This window comes from Nonomuraea sp. NPDC048901 (genome assembly GCF_040649695.1).
Taxonomy (GTDB): Bacteria; Actinomycetota; Actinomycetes; order Streptosporangiales; family Streptosporangiaceae; genus Nonomuraea.
The window spans coordinates 82029-99006 of record NZ_JBEZFW010000028.1 but is presented as its reverse complement, the minus strand read 5'-3'; the positions used below and the strand labels follow the sequence as shown (position 1 = coordinate 99006).

The window sequence follows — 16978 nt, the reverse complement described above, 5'->3', positions numbered from 1 at the left end:
TGGTCTATTTCACCCCAAAACGGATGACAAGGCATGATCGGTGGTAACTCCGGAAGATTGGGCAACACCCTGTATATGCTTCGTTACATAACGAGACAGTGGATGGTCGCCGTCCCCCTACTTGCGCTCCTCGCTCTGGTCCTGTCATGGGGTCGCGAACTCCCGCCCGTCCTGGTGATCATCGTGGCCGTACTGCTCGCCGGCGCCGTCCTGGCCGCCGTGCACCACGCCGAGGTCATCGCGCACCGGGTGGGCGAGCCGTTCGGATCGCTGGTGCTGGCCGTGGCCGTGACGGTGATCGAGGTGGCGCTGATCGTCAGCCTGATGATCTCAGGTGGCGAGCATTCGGCGTCACTGGCCCGGGACACGGTGTTCGCCGCGGTCATGATCACCTGTAACGGCATCGTCGGTCTGTCACTGCTCCGCGGAACGCTCCGGCGAAAGGTGGCGGTCTTCAACGCCGAGGGCACGGGCGGCGCGCTGGCGACGGTCGCGACGCTGAGCACGCTCAGCCTCGCGCTGCCGACGTTCACGACGAGCGCCAAGGGGCCCGCCTTCTCCGCCGCGCAACTCGGGTTCGCGGCGGTGGTGTCGCTCCTGTTGTACGGGCTGTTCGTGCTGACGCAGACCGTACGGCACCGCGACTACTTCCTGCCGGTCACCACCGCTGAGGACGCGCCCGCCACGGCTGAGGCCGCGCCCGCCACCGCTGAGGACGCGGCTGCCGACGCTGAGGGGCACGCGCCGCGGCCCTCGGCGCGGGCCACCATGATCAGCCTCGGGCTGCTGCTGGTGGCCCTGGTGACGGTCGTCGGCCTGGCCAAGGTCGAGTCGCCGGTGATCGAGCTGGCGGTGTCGTCGGCCGGGCTGCCTCAGGCGGTGGTCGGCGTGGTGATCGCGCTGCTGGTGCTGCTGCCGGAGACCATCGCCGCCGTCCGCGCGGCCAAGCGCGACCAGATCCAGATCAGCCTCAACCTGGCCCTGGGCTCGGCGATGGCCAGCATCGGGCTGACGATCCCGGTCATCGCGGTGGCCTCGATCTGGCTGACGGGGCCGCTCGTGCTCGGCCTCGGTGCCACGCATCTGGTGCTGCTGGGGCTGACCTTCGTCGTCACGACGCTCACCGTGGTGCCGGGGCGGGCGACGCTGCTGCAGAGCGGCGTGCATTTGGTGCTGTTCGCCGCGTTCCTGTTCTTGGCGATCAGCCCCTGAACGTCACGTGCCCCGTCACACGCCCCGGCGCATCGCCCGGTTGCCCAGCCAGAGGCCGATCGCGGCGATGAGGCAGGTGGCCGCGGTGCCGTACAGGATGGACAGGTTGGTGAGGTCGCCCGCGAAGAGGGCGCGTTCGGCCTCGACGATGTACGAGATCGGGTTGATCTGTCCGATGACCCGCAGCCACGCGGGCCCGGTCTCCACAGGGAGCAGCACCCCCGACAGCAACAAGACCGGGAAGAGCACCACCTGGGTGACCACGTAGAACAGGTTCCCGCTGGGCGCCGACTTGATCGCGAGGACGAACGAGAGCGCCCCCAGCCCGACACCGAGCACGATCAACATCGCGAGCCCGCCCAGCACACCCGCCGGATACAGCCGGAAACCCAGCGGGAGCGCCAGCAGGATGATCAGCACGGCCTGGCAGAACAGGACCGCCATCTCCTTCATCGTCCTGCCGACCAGCATCGCCGTACGGCTCAACGGGGTGACCATCAGCCGCTCCATCGAGCCGCCCAGCAACTCGACCAGCATCAGATAGCCCGACGACATGGGCGCCATCAGGCACATCATGACGAGAATGCCCGGCACGAACCACTGCCACGACGAGCCCATCGCCCCATCGAGCAGCGAGCCGAACAGGAACAGGAACAGCAGCGGCTGCCCCATCGAGAACAGCAGCCCGACGGGCTCGCGCAGCGCGGGGGTGATTTCGCGGGTGAAGACCGTCGTGGTGTCACGCAGGAATGTCGTCATCGGTGAGACTTCTCCCGGTAAGAGTGAGGAACACGTCGTCGAGGGTCGGGCGGGCGGTCTCGGCGGTGGCGACCTTGACGCCGTTCGCCTCCAGGGTGCGCAGATATTCGGGCAGGGCCGTGGCCGCGTTGGCGACGCGCAGCCGCACGGTCGTGCCCTCGACCTCGGCGGCCGCCTCACTGGTCATCCCGGCAGCCGTGGCCGCTTCCTGCTCCGTCGCGGTGGTGATCGTGATGCGGTCGCCGGCCAGGTCGTTCTTGAGTCCTTCTGCCGTGCCGTCCGCGATGATCTCGCCGTTGTCGATGATCACCACGCGTTCGGCCATGCTGGCGGCCTCTTCGAGGTAGTGGGTGGTCAGGAAGAGCGTCGTGCCGTACTCCGCACGCAGCCGCAGGATGTGCGACCAGACCTCGGCACGGCTCTTGGGGTCGAGGCCGGTGGACGGCTCGTCGAGGAAGAGCAGTCCCGGACGGTGGACGAGGCCGAGCGCGATGTCGAGGCGGCGGCGCTGGCCGCCCGACAGCGTGCCGGGCTTGCGCTGGGCCAGCGGCCGCAGTTCGAGCAGGTCGAGCAGCTCGTCGGCGCGCCTGCCCGCCTCCGCCGGTGCCAGGCCGTAGCAGCGGCCTTGGGTGACGAGTTCGTCGCGGACGCGGAAGTTCTCGCCGGCGCTGTTCTTCTGGCCGACGTACCCGATGCGGGCGCGTACGCCGGAGGGGTCGCGGGCGATGTCCCGGCCCGCCACGGTGGCGGTGCCGGAGGTGGGCGGTAGCAGGGTGGTCAGCATGCGGAGGGTGGTCGACTTGCCGGCGCCGTTCGGGCCGAGGAAGGCGACCAGCTGGCCGGCCTCCACATCGAGATCGATGCCGCGTACGGCCTCGACGGCCTCTTTCTTCAACTTGAACACTCGGGTCAGTCCCCGGGCGTGGATCATGGTCGTTCTCCTCCGGGCATGGCGAAGAAACCCCAGGTCGGGGGCTCGATTGAGGATCGGAATCAGCTTGAGCCAGATAAAGCCGGTTTGGCAAACATGAAAGTGACGTTCATAAACGGCACTGACCTGCGAAAACGTCATCTCGTACACACCCTGTGGATGACCAATTTTCGGCCGCTGAAATGCGGTTTTATACCGATATAAGAAATTTCTTGCGAGGCTGCTCGGCGCTCGGCGATGATCTCCCGCGTGAAACGTCTGTTGTTATTGGCGGCGGTCGCCACGGCCGGGATGACCGGCACCGCGTGGGCCGCCGACGGGGTCGTCGGGGTGGACGTCAGCAACTGGACCGGCGAGGTCGACTGGTCGACCGTCGCGTCCGGCGGTGGCAAGTTCGCGTTCGTCCACGCGACCGAGGGGACCGACTACCGCAATCCCTCCTTCGACGCGCAGTACGACGGCGCGGCGGAGGCCGGATTGCTGCGCGGGGCGTACCACTTCGCGCAGCCGCACGAGTCCGACGGTGCCGCCCAGGCCGACTTCTTCCTGCAGAACGGCGGGGACTGGAAGATCGACGGGCGAACGTTGCCCGGAGTGCTCGACCTGGAGGAGAACCCGTACAAGGACAAGAACGGCAAGGACGGCTGCTACGGCCTGTCGCACAAGGACATGGTCGGCTGGATCAAGTCGTTCACCGCGAAATACCGGGAGCGGACCGGCCGCCAGGCGATCATCTACACGACCCGGGCCTGGTGGCAGACGTGCACCGGCGACTCCGGCAAGTTCGGCGCCCACCCGCTGTGGCTGGCCCGATGGGGCGGCGATCCCGGTGAGCTGCCCAAGGGCTGGGAACGGCACACGTTCTGGCAGTCCGCCGAGAAGGGCACGCTGGCCGGCGGCCAGAACTCCTTCAACGGCTCCGAGGACGAGCTGGCCGAGCTGGCCAACCCGCCCGCCGAGGTGACGGTCTCCGGCCTGGCCAGGAACAGGAAGACGTACACGGTCACCGTGTCCAACACGGGACCGGTCACCGTCACGCACGTCAAGGTGTCGGGGCGCGCGTTCGGCGGCCAGCGGGTGGTGCGGGCGCCGGGCTGCGACTTCAGCGGCACGGCGGTGCGCTGCGACGTCGCCGAGCTCGGGCGCGGCCAGAAGACGACGCTGACCTTCACCACGAACGCGAGGCCCAAGGGCAAGGGCAAGGTCGGCGTACGTGTCACGGTCGGCTCGGTGAAACTCACCCTCACGGCCCGATAGACCTGGTCTGCTCGCCGGGCCGCCCGATAAAGCAGAATAAATCCCGATGCCTAGGTTGCGAGGGTTAGCGGCGGCATCGGGATGGCGTTGGGTGGCGATCGCCCTCATCCTGCTGACCGCCACCGCGTCGGTGCCGCTCCTGCGGCACCCCGCTCCTTCGGCGATCGTCAGAATCGCGTACGAGATCCAGCAGCGGGGCGTCGTCTACTCCTGGGGAGGCGGCCACGCGACGGATCCCGGACCGTCGAAGGGCACCTGCCTGGGCTACCGGGGAAAGACGCGCCCCTGCCCGGCGGCCAAGACCCGGGGGCTCGACTGCTCGGGTTTCACCAGGTGGGTGTACGCCCGAGCCTTCGGCGCCGACGTACTCGGCCCCGGCACCACCGACGCCCACGTACGCAGACTGCGCCGAGTCGGCTCGGCCGAACCAGGCGACCTCGTCTTCTTCGGAAAAATCACCAAAAACACCGTTAAGACCCACCACGTCGGCGTCTACCTGGGCCACGGCAAGATGATGAACGCCCCCGAAACTGGAGCCTCGGTACGCGTCGACGACATCCGACGGATCAAGGACCTCGCGGGCTTCTACCGCTACTGACCTCAGTGTGTACGGTCCACGGGAGTGAGAGGAGGCCGGTAGTCGTGAGCGATGCCAGGCGCATCGATGGTGAGGTGATCCAGCGCTTGCTGTCCCAACGCGTGACAGGGTATGAGCCGCTGTCTGGATTCGCGGCCAACACGGTCGCCGCAGTGACCCTGGAGTCCGGGGCACGCGCTGTCTTCAAGGCCGCCGCCGCGCGTGAAGTCGAGGTGGAGTTATGGGCCTTGCGATCCATGTCGGAGAGGGGCGTTCCGGTCCCCGAGGTCATCGCCGGCGCGGCCGACGCGGAGATTCCGTACCTGGTGACGCGACTCGTCTCTGGCGAGCCAGGGGCCGCGTCGCTCAAGGCGGCGTCCGAGGTGGGACGGTTGCTGCGTGCCGTGCACTCTCTTCCTGTGAAGGGAGCGGGCTTTTTCAAGGACGCGTCCGGCTCGCCACCATGCGCAGGTGAGGGAACCTGGGCCGATCAGGTCGCGGGGTTGGCGGATCGACTCGGCCTTGTCGCCAATGCCGGGATCTTGACCCCGACGCTCTTTTCCCGATGTCGGGATCTCCTCGTGGACGGTACTCGGTGGGATCAGCCCTGCGTGTACGTTCACGGTGATCTCCACCCGCGGCATGTCCTGTCGGTCGGGTCCCGGATTGCGGGGATCATCGACTGGGCGGACTGCGGTGCCGCCAGCCCATGGTTGGATCTGGCCAGGATGGACTTCCGCGAGCCCGGCTTGCAACGTGCGATGCTCGACGCGTACTTCCCCGCGGGCATTCCACTCGACGCGCCATCGCACATGGCCAGCCACCGACTGCTCTACATGCTGCTGGCACTCGTGTGGGAGTACGAGTGCGGCGGGGACTGGCTGCACGAGCGCGTGCCCGGCATCGAATCGGCACTCATCGCAACCTAGATGCGTCGACGCAAGGACCGCAGTAGCAACTCGGTATGGCGTGTAACGCATGTCGCCTATCGGAAATTGAGAGACCCAGGAGCTACTGTGTGCCGCTATGGACAGGCGATGGGTTGGGTTAGACGGCTACGAGGTCGTTCTCGCCGAGCGTGACGGGCGACAGGTGCTCCGCGTGCGCAGGGACGGGGTTCCCGTCGCCGACTGCGTGTCGGTCGCGGAGGTGGCCCGGCACGTCGATCTGGCCGATCTCTGCGAGGTCGTGGAGCTGCCGTTCCAGCGGGGTTATGAGGCGGTCGGCTAGTGGGGCTGACGAGTTCGCGTCATCGCTGAGGGCCGTGTATGGTTACACCTGTCCGCAGCGCCGGACAGGCCCCTATAGCTCAGTCGGCAGAGCGTCTCCATGGTAAGGAGAAGGTCAACGGTTCGATTCCGTTTGGGGGCTCGCACACTGACAAGGCAATTCGCCCGACCCGTGAAATCGCGGAGTCGGGCGTTTCTTGTTGTGCGTGGATTTTGCCCGCCGTACCCCGGCTGCTAGGCTTAATGGTCGGCCAGCCCGGGCGAGCTGGTCGATTACGTATGTGCTCCCCAGGTCAGGTATCCTCTACGGGCCGGGGTCGTTCGTCCGGCTTAAGGCGGAGTAGCTCAGTCAGGCAGAGCAAACGGCTCATAATCGTTGTGTCGCCGGTTCAAGTCCGGCCTCCGCTACTGCCCCTCCCCAGGTCGCCGACCTGGGCTTGGGCATGTCCCAGTCCCAAACGTAGAAAGGCACTCCCACGTGGCTGCCACCGACGTTAGGCCGAAGATCACGCTGGCCTGCCAGGAGTGCAAGCACCGCAACTACATCACGCGGAAGAACCGGCGCAACGACCCGGATCGGCTTGAGCTGAAGAAGTACTGCCCCAACTGCCGCTGCCACCGCGCGCACCGCGAGACCCGCTAGCTCTTTTCCGAGCGCGGTCTCGCCGGGGGCATTCTCCTGGCCTTAACCAACGCACAACCGGCGTCCTGCACCAGGGCGCCGGTTTGTCGTGTCTTCTGGCCGTCTCGGTGGCGGAAGCCGTCGGGTGTCATGGCGGCAGTGTCCGCTGGTCGTTCCGGTGGGCAATCCGCCAGCCGTCATAGCGGTGGAATTCACCGGCTGTCCCTGCGGCAAAGTCGTGGTCATCCCGGCGACAGCCGAACCTTGTTCTGTTAGCGTCTGCGTAACGGACATGCGAGGGAGCACAGATGGCCTTGAACCGCGACTTCGTGGGCCGGACGTACGCGTCCAAGTCCTCGTACGAGGTCAGCCGGGTGAAGATCAGGGAGTTCGCCGCCGCGATCGGTGACGGCAATCCGATCTACCGAGACCGGGACGCCGCCCAGGCCGCCGGGCATCCCGATGTGGTCGCGCCGCCGACCTTTCCCATCGTGTTCAGCCTGCAGAGCGGCGGTGAGGCGCTGGCCGATCCTGACCTCGGCCTGAACCTGGCCATGGTGGTTCATGGCGAGCAGCGTTTTGAGTACGTTCGCCCCATCTACGCAGGCGACGAGCTCGTCACCAGCTCCACGATCACCGACATCCGCAGCGCCGGGCGCAACGAGTTGCTGACGGTGAGAAGCGACATCACCACGGTCTCCGGTGAGCCGGTCTGCACCACGTACAACACGATCGTCGAGCGCGGAGGGGCGGCCTGAGATGACTGCCACGGTGAAGTACGACGAGATCGAGGTCGGGTACGAGATCCCGGCCACCGGCTACGACGTCCGCAGGCTCAACCTCGTGATGTACGCGGGGGCGTCGGGCGACTTCAACCAGATCCACTGGAACGAGCGGTTCGCCAAGGCTGTTGGGCTGCCCGACGTCATCGCGCACGGCATGTACACGATGGCGCAGGGCGGCCGGTTCGTCACCGACTGGGTCGGCGATCCCGGCGCGGTGGTCGACTTCGGGGTGCGGTTCTCCTCGATGGTGGTCGTGCCCGATGACGACGAGGGCGCGACGATCACCGTCAGCGGCGTCGTGGAGGAGAAGCTGCCGGACAAGCGGGTGGTCGTCGCGCTGACGGCCCGGGCGGGCGACACCCGGGTGCTGTCCAAGGCCCGCGCGGTGGTTCAACTCGCGTAGCGCGACGAGCCCCATCGACGAGCCCCATCGACGAGCCCGGCGGGATGAGTCGGATGATAGGCGGGGCGGCTCTCGGGTACGCGGGAGCCTATGGATACAGCACCGCACCAAGGCAGGATCTGGCCCACGGTCGAATCGATCCCGGTCTCCGCGGTGACCGACAAGCCGCCCGGCCACCTGGGTCCCGTCAGGACCGAGGACGTGGCGGGCGCCGTCGGTACGGGCCGCGACACGACCGGCGGCGCGGGCGCGGCGACGGGTGTCGGCACCGCGGGGGCCAGGCCAAGAGGCGCTCGCGCCAATCCCGCAGACGAGCTGGGCTTCTCCGGTGACCCTGAGCAGCGGGGCGATCCGGGGGACGACATGCTGCACGCCCAGCGTGTCTGGGACGGAACCCTGGCCGCCAACCGGCTCGACGCGGCGGGCGTCGCCGCCGAGCGGCAGCGGGTGGCGACCGCCGACGTCACGGCGTCCGTGAGCCTCATCGTCGACGGCCGGCCGGATGACGTACGGGCGTCCATAGAGTCGGTGCTCGAGCACACCGACGCCCATGTCGTGGCCCTCGACCTGGGCGACGTGGACGGCGCCGGCGAGGTGCTGCACAAGCTGGCACTGCGCCATCCGGACCGGGTCACCGAGTGGCGGGTGGCCGAGACCCCGCACTGGCGGGGCGGCTCGGCCACGTGGGGCGCCTGCCGGGCCAAGCTGCTGCGCCTCGACACGTCTGAGGTGCACGTACTGATGGAGACCTCGGTCGTACTGACGGGCGACGCGCTCACGCCGCTCGTCGCGGCGGTCGCGGACGGCGCGGTGGCGGCGGGGTGGCATGGCCTGGAGCGACCGCCGGAGGGTGCCGTGACACCGCCGGACGATAAGGAGGCACCGCAGGGCGGCCTGGAGAGGCAGCTGATCGGCGCGGGGTGGCGCGAGGCGGGACCGGGGCGCGTGCGCGCGTTGCGCGGCGACCTGATGGCGGTACGCAGGTCGGCCGCGATCAGCGCGCTGCCCGAGGACGCCCGAGACGGGGAGAACGCCGACCTGGAGCTCTCCATGGCCCTCAAGGGCGAGCTGGTCGTGCCCTCCGACCGCCTTCCCGTACGCCACCTACGCCGGCACGGGTGAACCAGGACAAGGTGCTGGGCATGCCGAGGGCCTCATAAGCTTGTGCCCCATGGAGAACCTCGCGCCGTACACCACCCTCGGGCTGGGCGGCCCCGCCCGCGAATTCGTCGAGGCCAGTACGGCGGAGCACCTCGTCTCCCTCGTGGCCGAGGCCGACCGGCAGGCCCAGCCCACCCTGGTGCTCGGCGGCGGGAGCAACCTGGTGGTCGCCGACGAGGGGTTCGACGGGCTGGTCATCCGGGTCGTCACCCAGGGCGTGTCCGTCTCCCGTGACGGCGACGAAGTGCTGGTCACGGTCGAGGCGGGGGAGGACTGGGACGGACTGGTCACCCGCGCGGTGGCCGAGGGCTGGTCCGGCATCGAGTGCATGTCCGGCATTCCGGGGCTCGTGGGCTCGACCCCGATCCAGAACGTCGGCGCCTACGGCCAGGAAGTGGCCCAGACCATCAGGTGCGTACGCGTCTACGACCGCAGGACGCGGCAAGTGGTCGACCTGGAGGCGCGGCAGTGCGGCTTCTCCTACCGTGACAGCGCGTTCAAGCGGGATCTGGCGCGGCATGTGGTGCTCGGCGTGACGTATGCGCTCGACGTCTCGGAGTTGTCGGGTCCCGTGGCCTACCAGGAGCTGGCCACCCGGCTCGGCGTCGAGCCGGGGGCCCGCGTGCCGCTCGACCAGGCGCGTCGAGCGGTGCTGGAGCTGCGGCGCGGCAAGGGCATGGTGCTCGATCCGGCCGATCCCGACACCCGCAGCGCCGGGTCGTTCTTCACCAACCCGGTCCTGTCGGCCGCCGAGGCCGAGGAGCTGGCGGCGCGGGCCCCCGGTCATCCGCGCTGGGACATGCCGGACGGCTTGGTCAAGGTGCCTGCCGCCTGGCTGATCGAGCAGGCGGGCTACCCCAAGGGCTACGAACGCGGCCCGGTCCGCATCTCCACCAAGCACACGCTGGCCCTGACCAACCCCAACGGCACGGGCACCACGGCTGACCTGCTGCTGCTGGCCGGGGAGGTGCGTGACGGGGTGCTGGAGAAGTTCGGCGTCACGCTCGTCAACGAGCCGGTGCTGGTCGGCTGCTCGCTGGAATAGGTCCCTGAGGGCCGCTGTTATGGTTATTCGGAATTACCGAAGGGGAGTAGTCCCAATCGCGTGATCGACATGCTGGCGCGCTTGCGCGCCCGGTCACGCGGGCCTGTACGGGCGGACGAGACCTTCGGCCTGGTAGCTATGGATCAAGACGCTACCGGGCCGAAGTCGTGCCCGAAAACTCCCTGGGTGCCTGCTTCCGGCTCGGTCGCGCGGAAGAGGACAGTTGGAAGCGTTCTGGATCAGCCTCGCGGTCATTTTCGTGGCCGAGATGGGCGACAAGAGCCAGCTCATGGCGATGACGTTCGCCACCCGTTTCAAGCCTTGGCCGGTGCTGGCCGGCATCACGATCGCGACGACCGCCGTGCACCTGGTCAGCGTCGCGGTGGGCGGGCTGATCGGCGACGCGTTGCCCACCACCGCCATCTCCGTCGTGGCCGGCCTCGCCTTCCTGGGTTTCGCCCTGTGGACGCTGCGCGGGGACGAGCTGACGGACGAGGAGTCGAGCAAGGCCCGGCGCACCACCAGGAACGCCGTGGTCGCGGTGACCGTGGCGTTCTTCCTGAGCGAGCTGGGTGACAAGACCATGCTGGCCACCATCACGCTGGCGACGCAGCACGGCTGGCTGGGCACCTGGATCGGGTCCACGGTGGGCATGGTCGCCGCCGACGCCCTCGCGATCGTGGTGGGGCGCCTGCTGGGCAAGCACCTGCCGGAGAAGGCGATCAGGTATGGTGCCGCCGCCGTGTTCGCGATCTTCGGAATCGCGCTGCTGGTCGATGCGGTCGTCTAGCGCGGTGAACGGACAGCCGGATGGACGCCGCTAGCGTCGTTCGATGAGGACCTGGAGGCCGTCCAGGACGCGCTGGAGGCCGAACTCGTAGGCGTGGTCGGCGCTGTAAGCGGCGTTGTTGGCGGCTCCGGCGGCCGCGCCGACCCGGCTGGCCGTCGGGTAGGCGGCCTCGTCGTAGACGCGGGCGAGCAGCGGAGAGCTGACGGCCCACCACTGCTCGTCGGTCATCGCCTCGCTCTGGGCGGCCCGCTGGTCGGCGGCCGAGCGGGCGGAGGAGTGCACGAAGCCGAGCAGGTAGGTCAGGGCGGCGTCCATCTCCACATCGCCCAGGCCGAGCCCTTCGAAGGCCCGCAGCTCGTGCTCGTACTTGGCCAAAACCCCCGGGCCGAGCGGCGGCCGTGTGGTGGACACGGCGAGCATCCACGGGTGTCCCTCGTACACCGTGCGGTTGGCCTGCGCCACCGCCTCCAGCCGCGCCCGCCACGGCAGCTCCGACAGGTCGGGGCGCGGCATCTGGCCGAGGACCGTGTCGAGCATGAGGTCGAGCAGCTCGGCCTTGCCCGGCACGTACGTGTAGAGCGACATCGTGCCGATCCCGAGCGCCTGGGCGACCCGGCGCATCGTCGTCGCGTCGAGGCCCTCCTCGTCGGCGACGGCGATCGCGGCCGTAACGACCTCGTCGACCGTGTGGCCCTGACGTGGCCCGCGCTGCGCCGGCCGCGTTCCCGGCCGCCGCCAGAGCAGCTCGATGGTGCGGGCGGGGTCTCCGGCGCTGGTCCGGGCGATCGTGGGCGGCACGTCATCCATCTTCTCACTCAACATAACTCCGTACATAGTACGATGTACGACGTACGGAGTTTATCGAGGGCGAGGAGTGGCGTTGCAGACGTCCCGTATCCAGATCATCGGCGCGCGCGAGAACAATCTCCGCGACATCTCCCTGAGCATCCCGAAGGGGCAGATCACCGTCTTCACCGGCGTATCCGGGTCCGGGAAGTCGTCCATCGTGTTCGACACCCTCGCCGCCGAGGCGCAGCGTCAGCTCAACGAGACCTTCACCGCCTTCGCCCGCAACAGGCTGCCGAAGTACGGGCAGCCGGACGTCGACGTGATCGAGAACCTGTCCGCCGCGATCGTGGTCGACCAGAAGCGGCTCGGGGGCGGCTCGCGCTCGACCGTCGGCACGATCAGCGACATCTACTCGCTGCTGAGGCTGCTGTTCTCGCGGGTCGGCAAGCCGTTCGTCGGCTACTCCAACGCGTTCTCGTTCAACGATCCTCAGGGCATGTGCCCTGAATGCGAGGGTCTGGGCAGGACCGTCGCGCTCGACCTCGACGTCTTCCTGGACAGGTCCCGGTCGCTGAACGAAGGTGCCCTCCTGCACCCGCACTTCGCCGTCGGCACCTGGTACTGGAAGATCTACGCCAACTCCGGCCTGTTCGACAACGACAAGAGGCTGGCCGACTACGACGAGCGGGAATGGGCGACGCTGCTGCACGGCGCCCAGACCAAGGTGCCGCTGGAGTGGCAGGGCGGCACGATCAACTCCAGCTACGAGGGCCTGGTGGCGCGGTTCACCCGCCTGTACATCAAGAAGGACGTCGCCGAGATGTCCGAGGCGAACCGCCGGCTCTTCCAGGAGTACGTCACGACGGCCACCTGCCCGCTGTGCGCGGGCGCCCGGCTCAACCAGGACGTGCTCGGCTGCGAGATCGACGGCTTCAACATCGCCCGGCTCGCCGCGATGGAGGCCACCGAGCTCGTGGAGGTGCTGGCCGGATTCACCGACCCGGTGGGCGCCCCCGTGGTGGCGAGCCTGATCGACCGGGTGCGCGACCTCGTCACGATCGGCCTCGGCTACCTCAGCCTCGACCGCGAGACCGCCACGCTCTCGGGCGGCGAGTCACAGCGCGTCAAGATGGTGCGGCACCTCAGCAGCAGCCTCACGGACATGATGTACGTCTTCGACGAGCCGAGCGTCGGGCTGCACGCGCGCGACGTCGAACGGCTCAACACGCTGCTACGCAAGCTGCGTGACAAGGGCAACACGGTCATCGTCGTCGAGCACGACCCCGAGGTGATCGGGATCGCCGACCACGTCGTGGACATCGGCCCCGGGGCCGGGACGCACGGCGGGCAGGTGGTGTACGAGGGCACCGCGGCGGCGCTGCCCGAGGCCGGCACCCTGACCGGCCGGTACATGAAGCGGCGACTACCCCTGAAGACCGACTACCGGCGCCCCACGGGCGCGATGACGATCGCCGGCGCGAACACGCACAACCTGAAGGACGTCACCGTCGACATCCCCGCCGGCGTGCTGACCGTCGTGACGGGCGTCGCGGGATCCGGTAAGAGCACGCTGGTCAACGACGTGTTCCTGAGCCTGCACCCCGAGGCGGTGGTCATCGACCAGTCGGCCGTCAGCGTCTCGCGCCGCTCCAACCCCGCCACGTACACCGGGATGCTGGACGAGATCCGGCGGCTGTTCGCGCGGGCCGGGTCGGTGAGCGCCTCGCTGTTCAGCCCCAACTCCAAGGGCGCCTGCCCCGCCTGTCAGGGGCTCGGCGTCATCTACACCGACCTGGCGTTCATGGACGGGCTGAAGTCGACCTGCGAGGACTGCCAGGGGCGGCGCTTCCGGCCCGAGGTGCTGGAGCACAAGCTGGATGGGAAGTCGATCAGCGACGTACTGGAGATGACGGCGGCCGAGGCGTACGCGTTCTTCCCGCAGCCGAAGCTCAGGCGGGTGCTGCGGGCGGTCAACGACGTCGGGCTCGACTACCTCACGCTCGGCCAGCCGCTCAGCACGCTGTCGGGCGGCGAGTGCCAGCGCATCAAGCTGGCCACTGAGCTGCACAAGAGCGGCACCGTGTACGTCCTGGACGAACCGACCACCGGGCTGCACATGTCGGACGTGAAGCGGCTGCTCGACATCATGGACCGGCTCGTCGACGCCGGGAACTCGGTCGTGGTCATCGAGCACAACCTGGACGTGGTCAAGAACGCCGACTGGGTCATCGACCTCGGGCCCGAGGGTGGCGGGCAGGGGGGTCAGGTGCTCTTCGAGGGCACGCCGCGCGATCTGCTGGCGGCGACCGGCTCCCACACCGCCGAGTTCCTCCGCCGCGACCTGGCCTCCTAAGACGCCCCGGCCGGGGGAGGCTCGCTTCTACCGAGACAGCAGGGAGAGGCGGTGTGCGGCCGCCGCTGCCTCGCCGCGGGTGGTCACGCCCAGTTTGGCCAGGATGTTGGACACGTGCACGCTGACCGTCTTGGCCGAGATGAACAGCTCGGCGGCGATGTCCCGGTTCGTACGGCCCAGCGCCACCAGCCGCAGCACCTCCGTCTCGCGCGGCGTGAGCAGCTCGGGGACGGTCGCCTGCTGCTGGACGACGCCGACCCGCCGGGAGAGTGCCTCGATCTCGTCGATCAGCGGCGTCGCCCGCAGCGCGGCGGCCAGCGGCGCGGCCACGGCGAGCCGGGTCGCCGCGCCCTCCCTGTCGCCCGACCGCGCCACCACGGTGGCCGCTCTGACGAGGGCCTTGGCCTGGTTGTGCGGGCGCTTGAGACGCTCCCAGGCGGCCGCGGCCGCGTCGAAGTCGCGCGAGTACGTCAGTTTGTACGCCTCCGCCACCGGCCCGCTGACCTTGAGGCTCGCGGCCACCTTGGCGGCCTGCTCGCGCACCGCGCGGACCCGGTCGGGCTCGGCGTCCTCGGCGGTGTCGCAGACCAGGGTGAGCAGGGCCAGCCGCCGCCAGCCCAGCATGGCTTTGGGGGACTGCGACGACGGGGACTGCGACGACAACGACAGGATGCGCTCGGTCACGGCCAGCGCGGCCAGCGACTCGCCCTTGAACAGGTGCCAGCCGATCCGCAGCCGGGTGCTGTTGGTGATGTCCTGCAAGAACTCCTCGGGCCGCTCCTTGAGCACGCCCAGCTCCGCCAGGATGCCTTCGACGACCGCGAGTTCGCCCCTGCCCAGCGCGATGTCGGCGCGTACGCGGAGCAGGTGGTTGTGGGTGCGCAGCACGGGGCCGAGACTGAGTGCCTGCCCGATGGCCTCGAGGGCCTCGTCCCAGCGGCCGATGGCCTCCAGCGCCTCGGCCCTGTTGAGCAGGATGAACAGCCCGTTGAGCCGCATCCGGCCGTACTGCTTGGCCAGCTGCCAGCCCTCGTCGGCCAGCGCGAGGGCTTCCTCGGAGCGTCCCAGGTCGCTCAGCGCGTCGATGTTGTTGCCGATCGCCCGCGTGATGAGCCGTCCCGAGCTCTCCTGACGGCCCATTTCCAGCGCGCGCAGGTTGGTGGCCAGCGTCGCCTCTGTGTCACCGTCGATGGAGTGGCCGAGCGCCAGGTTCAGCAGGAGGTCTCCTTCGAGGCACTTGTCGCCGAGATCCCGGCTCAGGCGCAGGCCCTCCTCGATGAGCCGGGTGCCCTCCTTGACGTCGCCACGGAGCATCAGGTGCTGGCTCATCGGCATGATGACGCTCGCGCGGGCCAGGGTCGGCTCGGGCACCAGACGCAGTGCGTGCTGGAAGTCGTCGACGACGCCCGTCTTGCCCTTGTAGATCTTGAGGTTGGCCCAGCGCACGATCAGCGTGGCGACCCGGGCCGGCTCCCGGGTCTCGTCGAGCTGCGCCAGGGCCGCCTTGACGAACTTGATGCCCCGGTCGAGCTCGCCGCCCGCGAGGGCGGCCTCGCTGGCCCGTTCGAGCACCGCCGTGTGGTCGGCGCCGATGCGCTCGGCCGCGTCCGGCACCCGGTCCCACAGCATGAGTACGCGTTCGAGCAGCGGGATCGCCTCGGTGTACGCGAAGGCCCCGAACGACTTCTGTGCCGCGTCCCAGGCCGAGATGAGTGCCCAGAGGTCGTTGCGCGCGCCGTACCAGTGGTGGGCCAGCTCCACGGCGGCCCGGCCCGGTGGCACCAGCTTGCGGTCGCGGGAGATCTCCTCGGCGTAGCGCGAGTGCAGCCGTTGATGCTCGCCGGGCAGCAACTCGTCGTGTACGGCCTCGCGGATGAGGGAGTGCCGGAAGACGTAGGCGCGGTTGTCGGCGATCTGCAGCACGTTCCCGGCGATGGCCGACCGCAGCGCGGCCTCCAGCTCCAGGTCGGACAGGCCGCTGACCGCGGCGAGCAGGGCGTGGCCGACCCTGATGCCGCCCGCGGCGGCGATGCGCAGCACGCGCTGGGTCTCCTCGGGCAGCCGCTCGACCGAGCCGAGTATCAGGTCCTGCATCGACTCGGGGAACGCGCAGTCCTCGCCGCAGTCCAGCAGGGCCTCGACGAACAGCGGGATGCCCTCGCTGCGCTCGTAGACCTTCTCCACCTTGGGGTAGTCGGGGTCGATGCCGAGGATCCCGGCCATCTGCAGGGCGACCTCGTCCCTGGACAGGCGGGGCAGGTCGAGCCTGAGCACGCTGTTGACCCTGCCCAGCTCGGCGAGCACCGGCCGGAGCGGATGCTGCCGGTGCAGGTCGTCGGAGCGGTAGGTCATGACGATCAATATCTGCGCGGTGCCGAGGTTGCGGCTGAGGAAGGCGATCAGGTCGCGGCTGGACCGGTCGGCCCAGTGGATGTCCTCGATGAGCAGGATCGTCGGCCGGTTGCCGGCCAGCCGTTGGAGGAGCGTCAGGAACTGCTCGAACAGCCGGGCCCGCCCTGTGTCGGTCTCGCCGTCACCGCTGGGCTCGCCGAACTCGGGGAGCAGCCGGGCCAGGTCGCGTTCGGCGCCGCCCGGCAGCAGCGCGGCGATCTGGGTGGTGCCCTGCTCCCTGACCAGCTGCCTCAGGGCAGCCGTGAACGGCGCGTAGGCCAGGCCCTCCGTGGAGAGTTCGACGCACCCGCCGTACAGCACATGAGCGCCGCTCCGCGCCGCCTGCTCGGCGAACCGCTGTACCAGCCGGGTCTTGCCGACTCCCGCCTCCCCGCCGACCAGCACGGCTGTCGCGGTGCCCTTCCGGGCCTCGTCGAAGGCTTGAGAGAGGGCCGTGAGCTCCTCTTCCCGCCCCACGAAGACGGGACTTACCGAACGTCCCAGCATGTCGTCCAGCATGTCATGCCTCACCAGCCGCTTTCGACGCATTTAGGGCAGATTGACGAGCGGCCTTGGCCCGATGGGGCGGTGGCCGCAAATGGGGTTCCCGGGGGTTCGTCACACCGACCGTCCCGATCCCGTGTGACGGTCCGTCGTGGTCGGGGTCCCTGCGA

16 protein-coding genes and 2 tRNA genes are annotated in these 16978 nt (G+C 68.9%); 14 read left to right on the top strand and 4 right to left on the bottom strand.

The features are described from left to right. The first annotated feature begins 102 nt into the window (after nucleotides 1-102). On the top strand, nucleotides 103-1212 hold the full coding sequence (locus tag AB0C30_RS53415; protein WP_357959224.1) for a hypothetical protein: 1110 nt from the start codon (nucleotides 103-105) through the stop codon (nucleotides 1210-1212). Between the two features lie 15 nt (nucleotides 1213-1227). Here the strand turns inward: AB0C30_RS53415 and AB0C30_RS53410 are convergent, their stop codons facing one another. Further along, the gene (locus AB0C30_RS53410; protein WP_357959222.1) at nucleotides 1228-1971 is read right to left on the bottom strand and encodes an ABC transporter permease; all 744 of its coding nucleotides are present in this window, start codon (nucleotides 1969-1971) and stop codon (nucleotides 1228-1230) included. Then, the gene (locus AB0C30_RS53405) at nucleotides 1952-2902 is read right to left on the bottom strand and encodes an ATP-binding cassette domain-containing protein (protein ID WP_357959221.1); all 951 of its coding nucleotides are present in this window, start codon (nucleotides 2900-2902) and stop codon (nucleotides 1952-1954) included. The genes AB0C30_RS53410 and AB0C30_RS53405 overlap by 20 nt, the downstream gene beginning before the upstream one ends. Before the next feature lie 249 nt (nucleotides 2903-3151). Here AB0C30_RS53405 and AB0C30_RS53400 point away from each other — a divergent pair, with 249 nt between their 5' ends. The 12 genes from AB0C30_RS53400 to AB0C30_RS53345 all read left to right on the top strand — a co-directional run bounded on the left by AB0C30_RS53400 (nucleotide 3152) and on the right by AB0C30_RS53345 (nucleotide 10771). Continuing rightward, nucleotides 3152-4159 (top strand): GH25 family lysozyme, encoded by a 1008-nt coding sequence (locus tag AB0C30_RS53400; RefSeq protein WP_357959218.1) that lies wholly within the window; start codon nucleotides 3152-3154, stop codon nucleotides 4157-4159. 91 nt (nucleotides 4160-4250) lie between these two features. Continuing rightward, the gene (locus AB0C30_RS53395) at nucleotides 4251-4757 is read left to right on the top strand and encodes an NlpC/P60 family protein (RefSeq protein WP_357959215.1); all 507 of its coding nucleotides are present in this window, start codon (nucleotides 4251-4253) and stop codon (nucleotides 4755-4757) included. A gap of 44 nt (nucleotides 4758-4801) precedes the next feature. Next, nucleotides 4802-5665 carry a phosphotransferase gene (locus AB0C30_RS53390; RefSeq protein WP_357959212.1) on the top strand — a complete coding sequence of 288 codons (864 nt, stop codon included), beginning with the start codon at nucleotides 4802-4804 and terminating at the stop codon, nucleotides 5663-5665. Nucleotides 5666-5762: 97 nt separating this feature from the next. Next, a complete protein-coding gene (locus AB0C30_RS53385; RefSeq protein WP_357959209.1) occupies nucleotides 5763-5966 on the top strand; it encodes a transposase in 204 nt (67 codons plus the stop codon). A 68-nt stretch (nucleotides 5967-6034) separates the two neighbouring features. Next, nucleotides 6035-6107, top strand: a tRNA-Thr gene (locus tag AB0C30_RS53380). A gap of 192 nt (nucleotides 6108-6299) precedes the next feature. After that, a tRNA-Met gene (locus tag AB0C30_RS53375) sits at nucleotides 6300-6373 on the top strand. A 70-nt stretch (nucleotides 6374-6443) separates the two neighbouring features. Continuing rightward, the gene (gene rpmG / locus AB0C30_RS53370) at nucleotides 6444-6608 is read left to right on the top strand and encodes a 50S ribosomal protein L33 (protein ID WP_019632658.1); all 165 of its coding nucleotides are present in this window, start codon (nucleotides 6444-6446) and stop codon (nucleotides 6606-6608) included. A gap of 287 nt (nucleotides 6609-6895) precedes the next feature. Next, nucleotides 6896-7345 carry a MaoC family dehydratase N-terminal domain-containing protein gene (locus AB0C30_RS53365; protein ID WP_357959206.1) on the top strand — a complete coding sequence of 150 codons (450 nt, stop codon included), beginning with the start codon at nucleotides 6896-6898 and terminating at the stop codon, nucleotides 7343-7345. A 1-nt stretch (nucleotide 7346) separates the two neighbouring features. Beyond that, nucleotides 7347-7775, top strand: coding sequence for a MaoC family dehydratase (locus tag AB0C30_RS53360; RefSeq protein WP_357959203.1), 429 nt, complete (start codon nucleotides 7347-7349; stop codon nucleotides 7773-7775). A 90-nt stretch (nucleotides 7776-7865) separates the two neighbouring features. Next, entirely contained in the window at nucleotides 7866-8897 is a 1032-nt protein-coding gene (locus AB0C30_RS53355; protein WP_357959200.1) for a hypothetical protein, read from the top strand. Nucleotides 8898-8946: 49 nt separating this feature from the next. Beyond that, entirely contained in the window at nucleotides 8947-9981 is a 1035-nt protein-coding gene (locus AB0C30_RS53350) for a UDP-N-acetylmuramate dehydrogenase (protein ID WP_357959197.1), read from the top strand. A 223-nt stretch (nucleotides 9982-10204) separates the two neighbouring features. Next, nucleotides 10205-10771 (top strand): TMEM165/GDT1 family protein, encoded by a 567-nt coding sequence (locus tag AB0C30_RS53345; RefSeq protein ID WP_357959194.1) that lies wholly within the window; start codon nucleotides 10205-10207, stop codon nucleotides 10769-10771. Between the two features lie 30 nt (nucleotides 10772-10801). Here the strand turns inward: AB0C30_RS53345 and AB0C30_RS53340 are convergent, their stop codons facing one another. After that, nucleotides 10802-11578 carry a TetR/AcrR family transcriptional regulator gene (locus AB0C30_RS53340; protein WP_357959191.1) on the bottom strand — a complete coding sequence of 259 codons (777 nt, stop codon included), beginning with the start codon at nucleotides 11576-11578 and terminating at the stop codon, nucleotides 10802-10804. A gap of 73 nt (nucleotides 11579-11651) precedes the next feature. Between AB0C30_RS53340 and AB0C30_RS53335 the strand changes: the two genes are divergently transcribed. Continuing rightward, on the top strand, nucleotides 11652-13913 hold the full coding sequence (locus AB0C30_RS53335) for an excinuclease ABC subunit UvrA (protein WP_357959188.1): 2262 nt from the start codon (nucleotides 11652-11654) through the stop codon (nucleotides 13911-13913). A gap of 27 nt (nucleotides 13914-13940) precedes the next feature. Here AB0C30_RS53335 and AB0C30_RS53330 read toward each other — a convergent pair whose 3' ends face one another. Then, nucleotides 13941-16811 (bottom strand): AAA family ATPase, encoded by a 2871-nt coding sequence (locus AB0C30_RS53330; protein WP_357959185.1) that lies wholly within the window; start codon nucleotides 16809-16811, stop codon nucleotides 13941-13943. Between the last annotated feature and the right edge of the window lie 167 nt (nucleotides 16812-16978).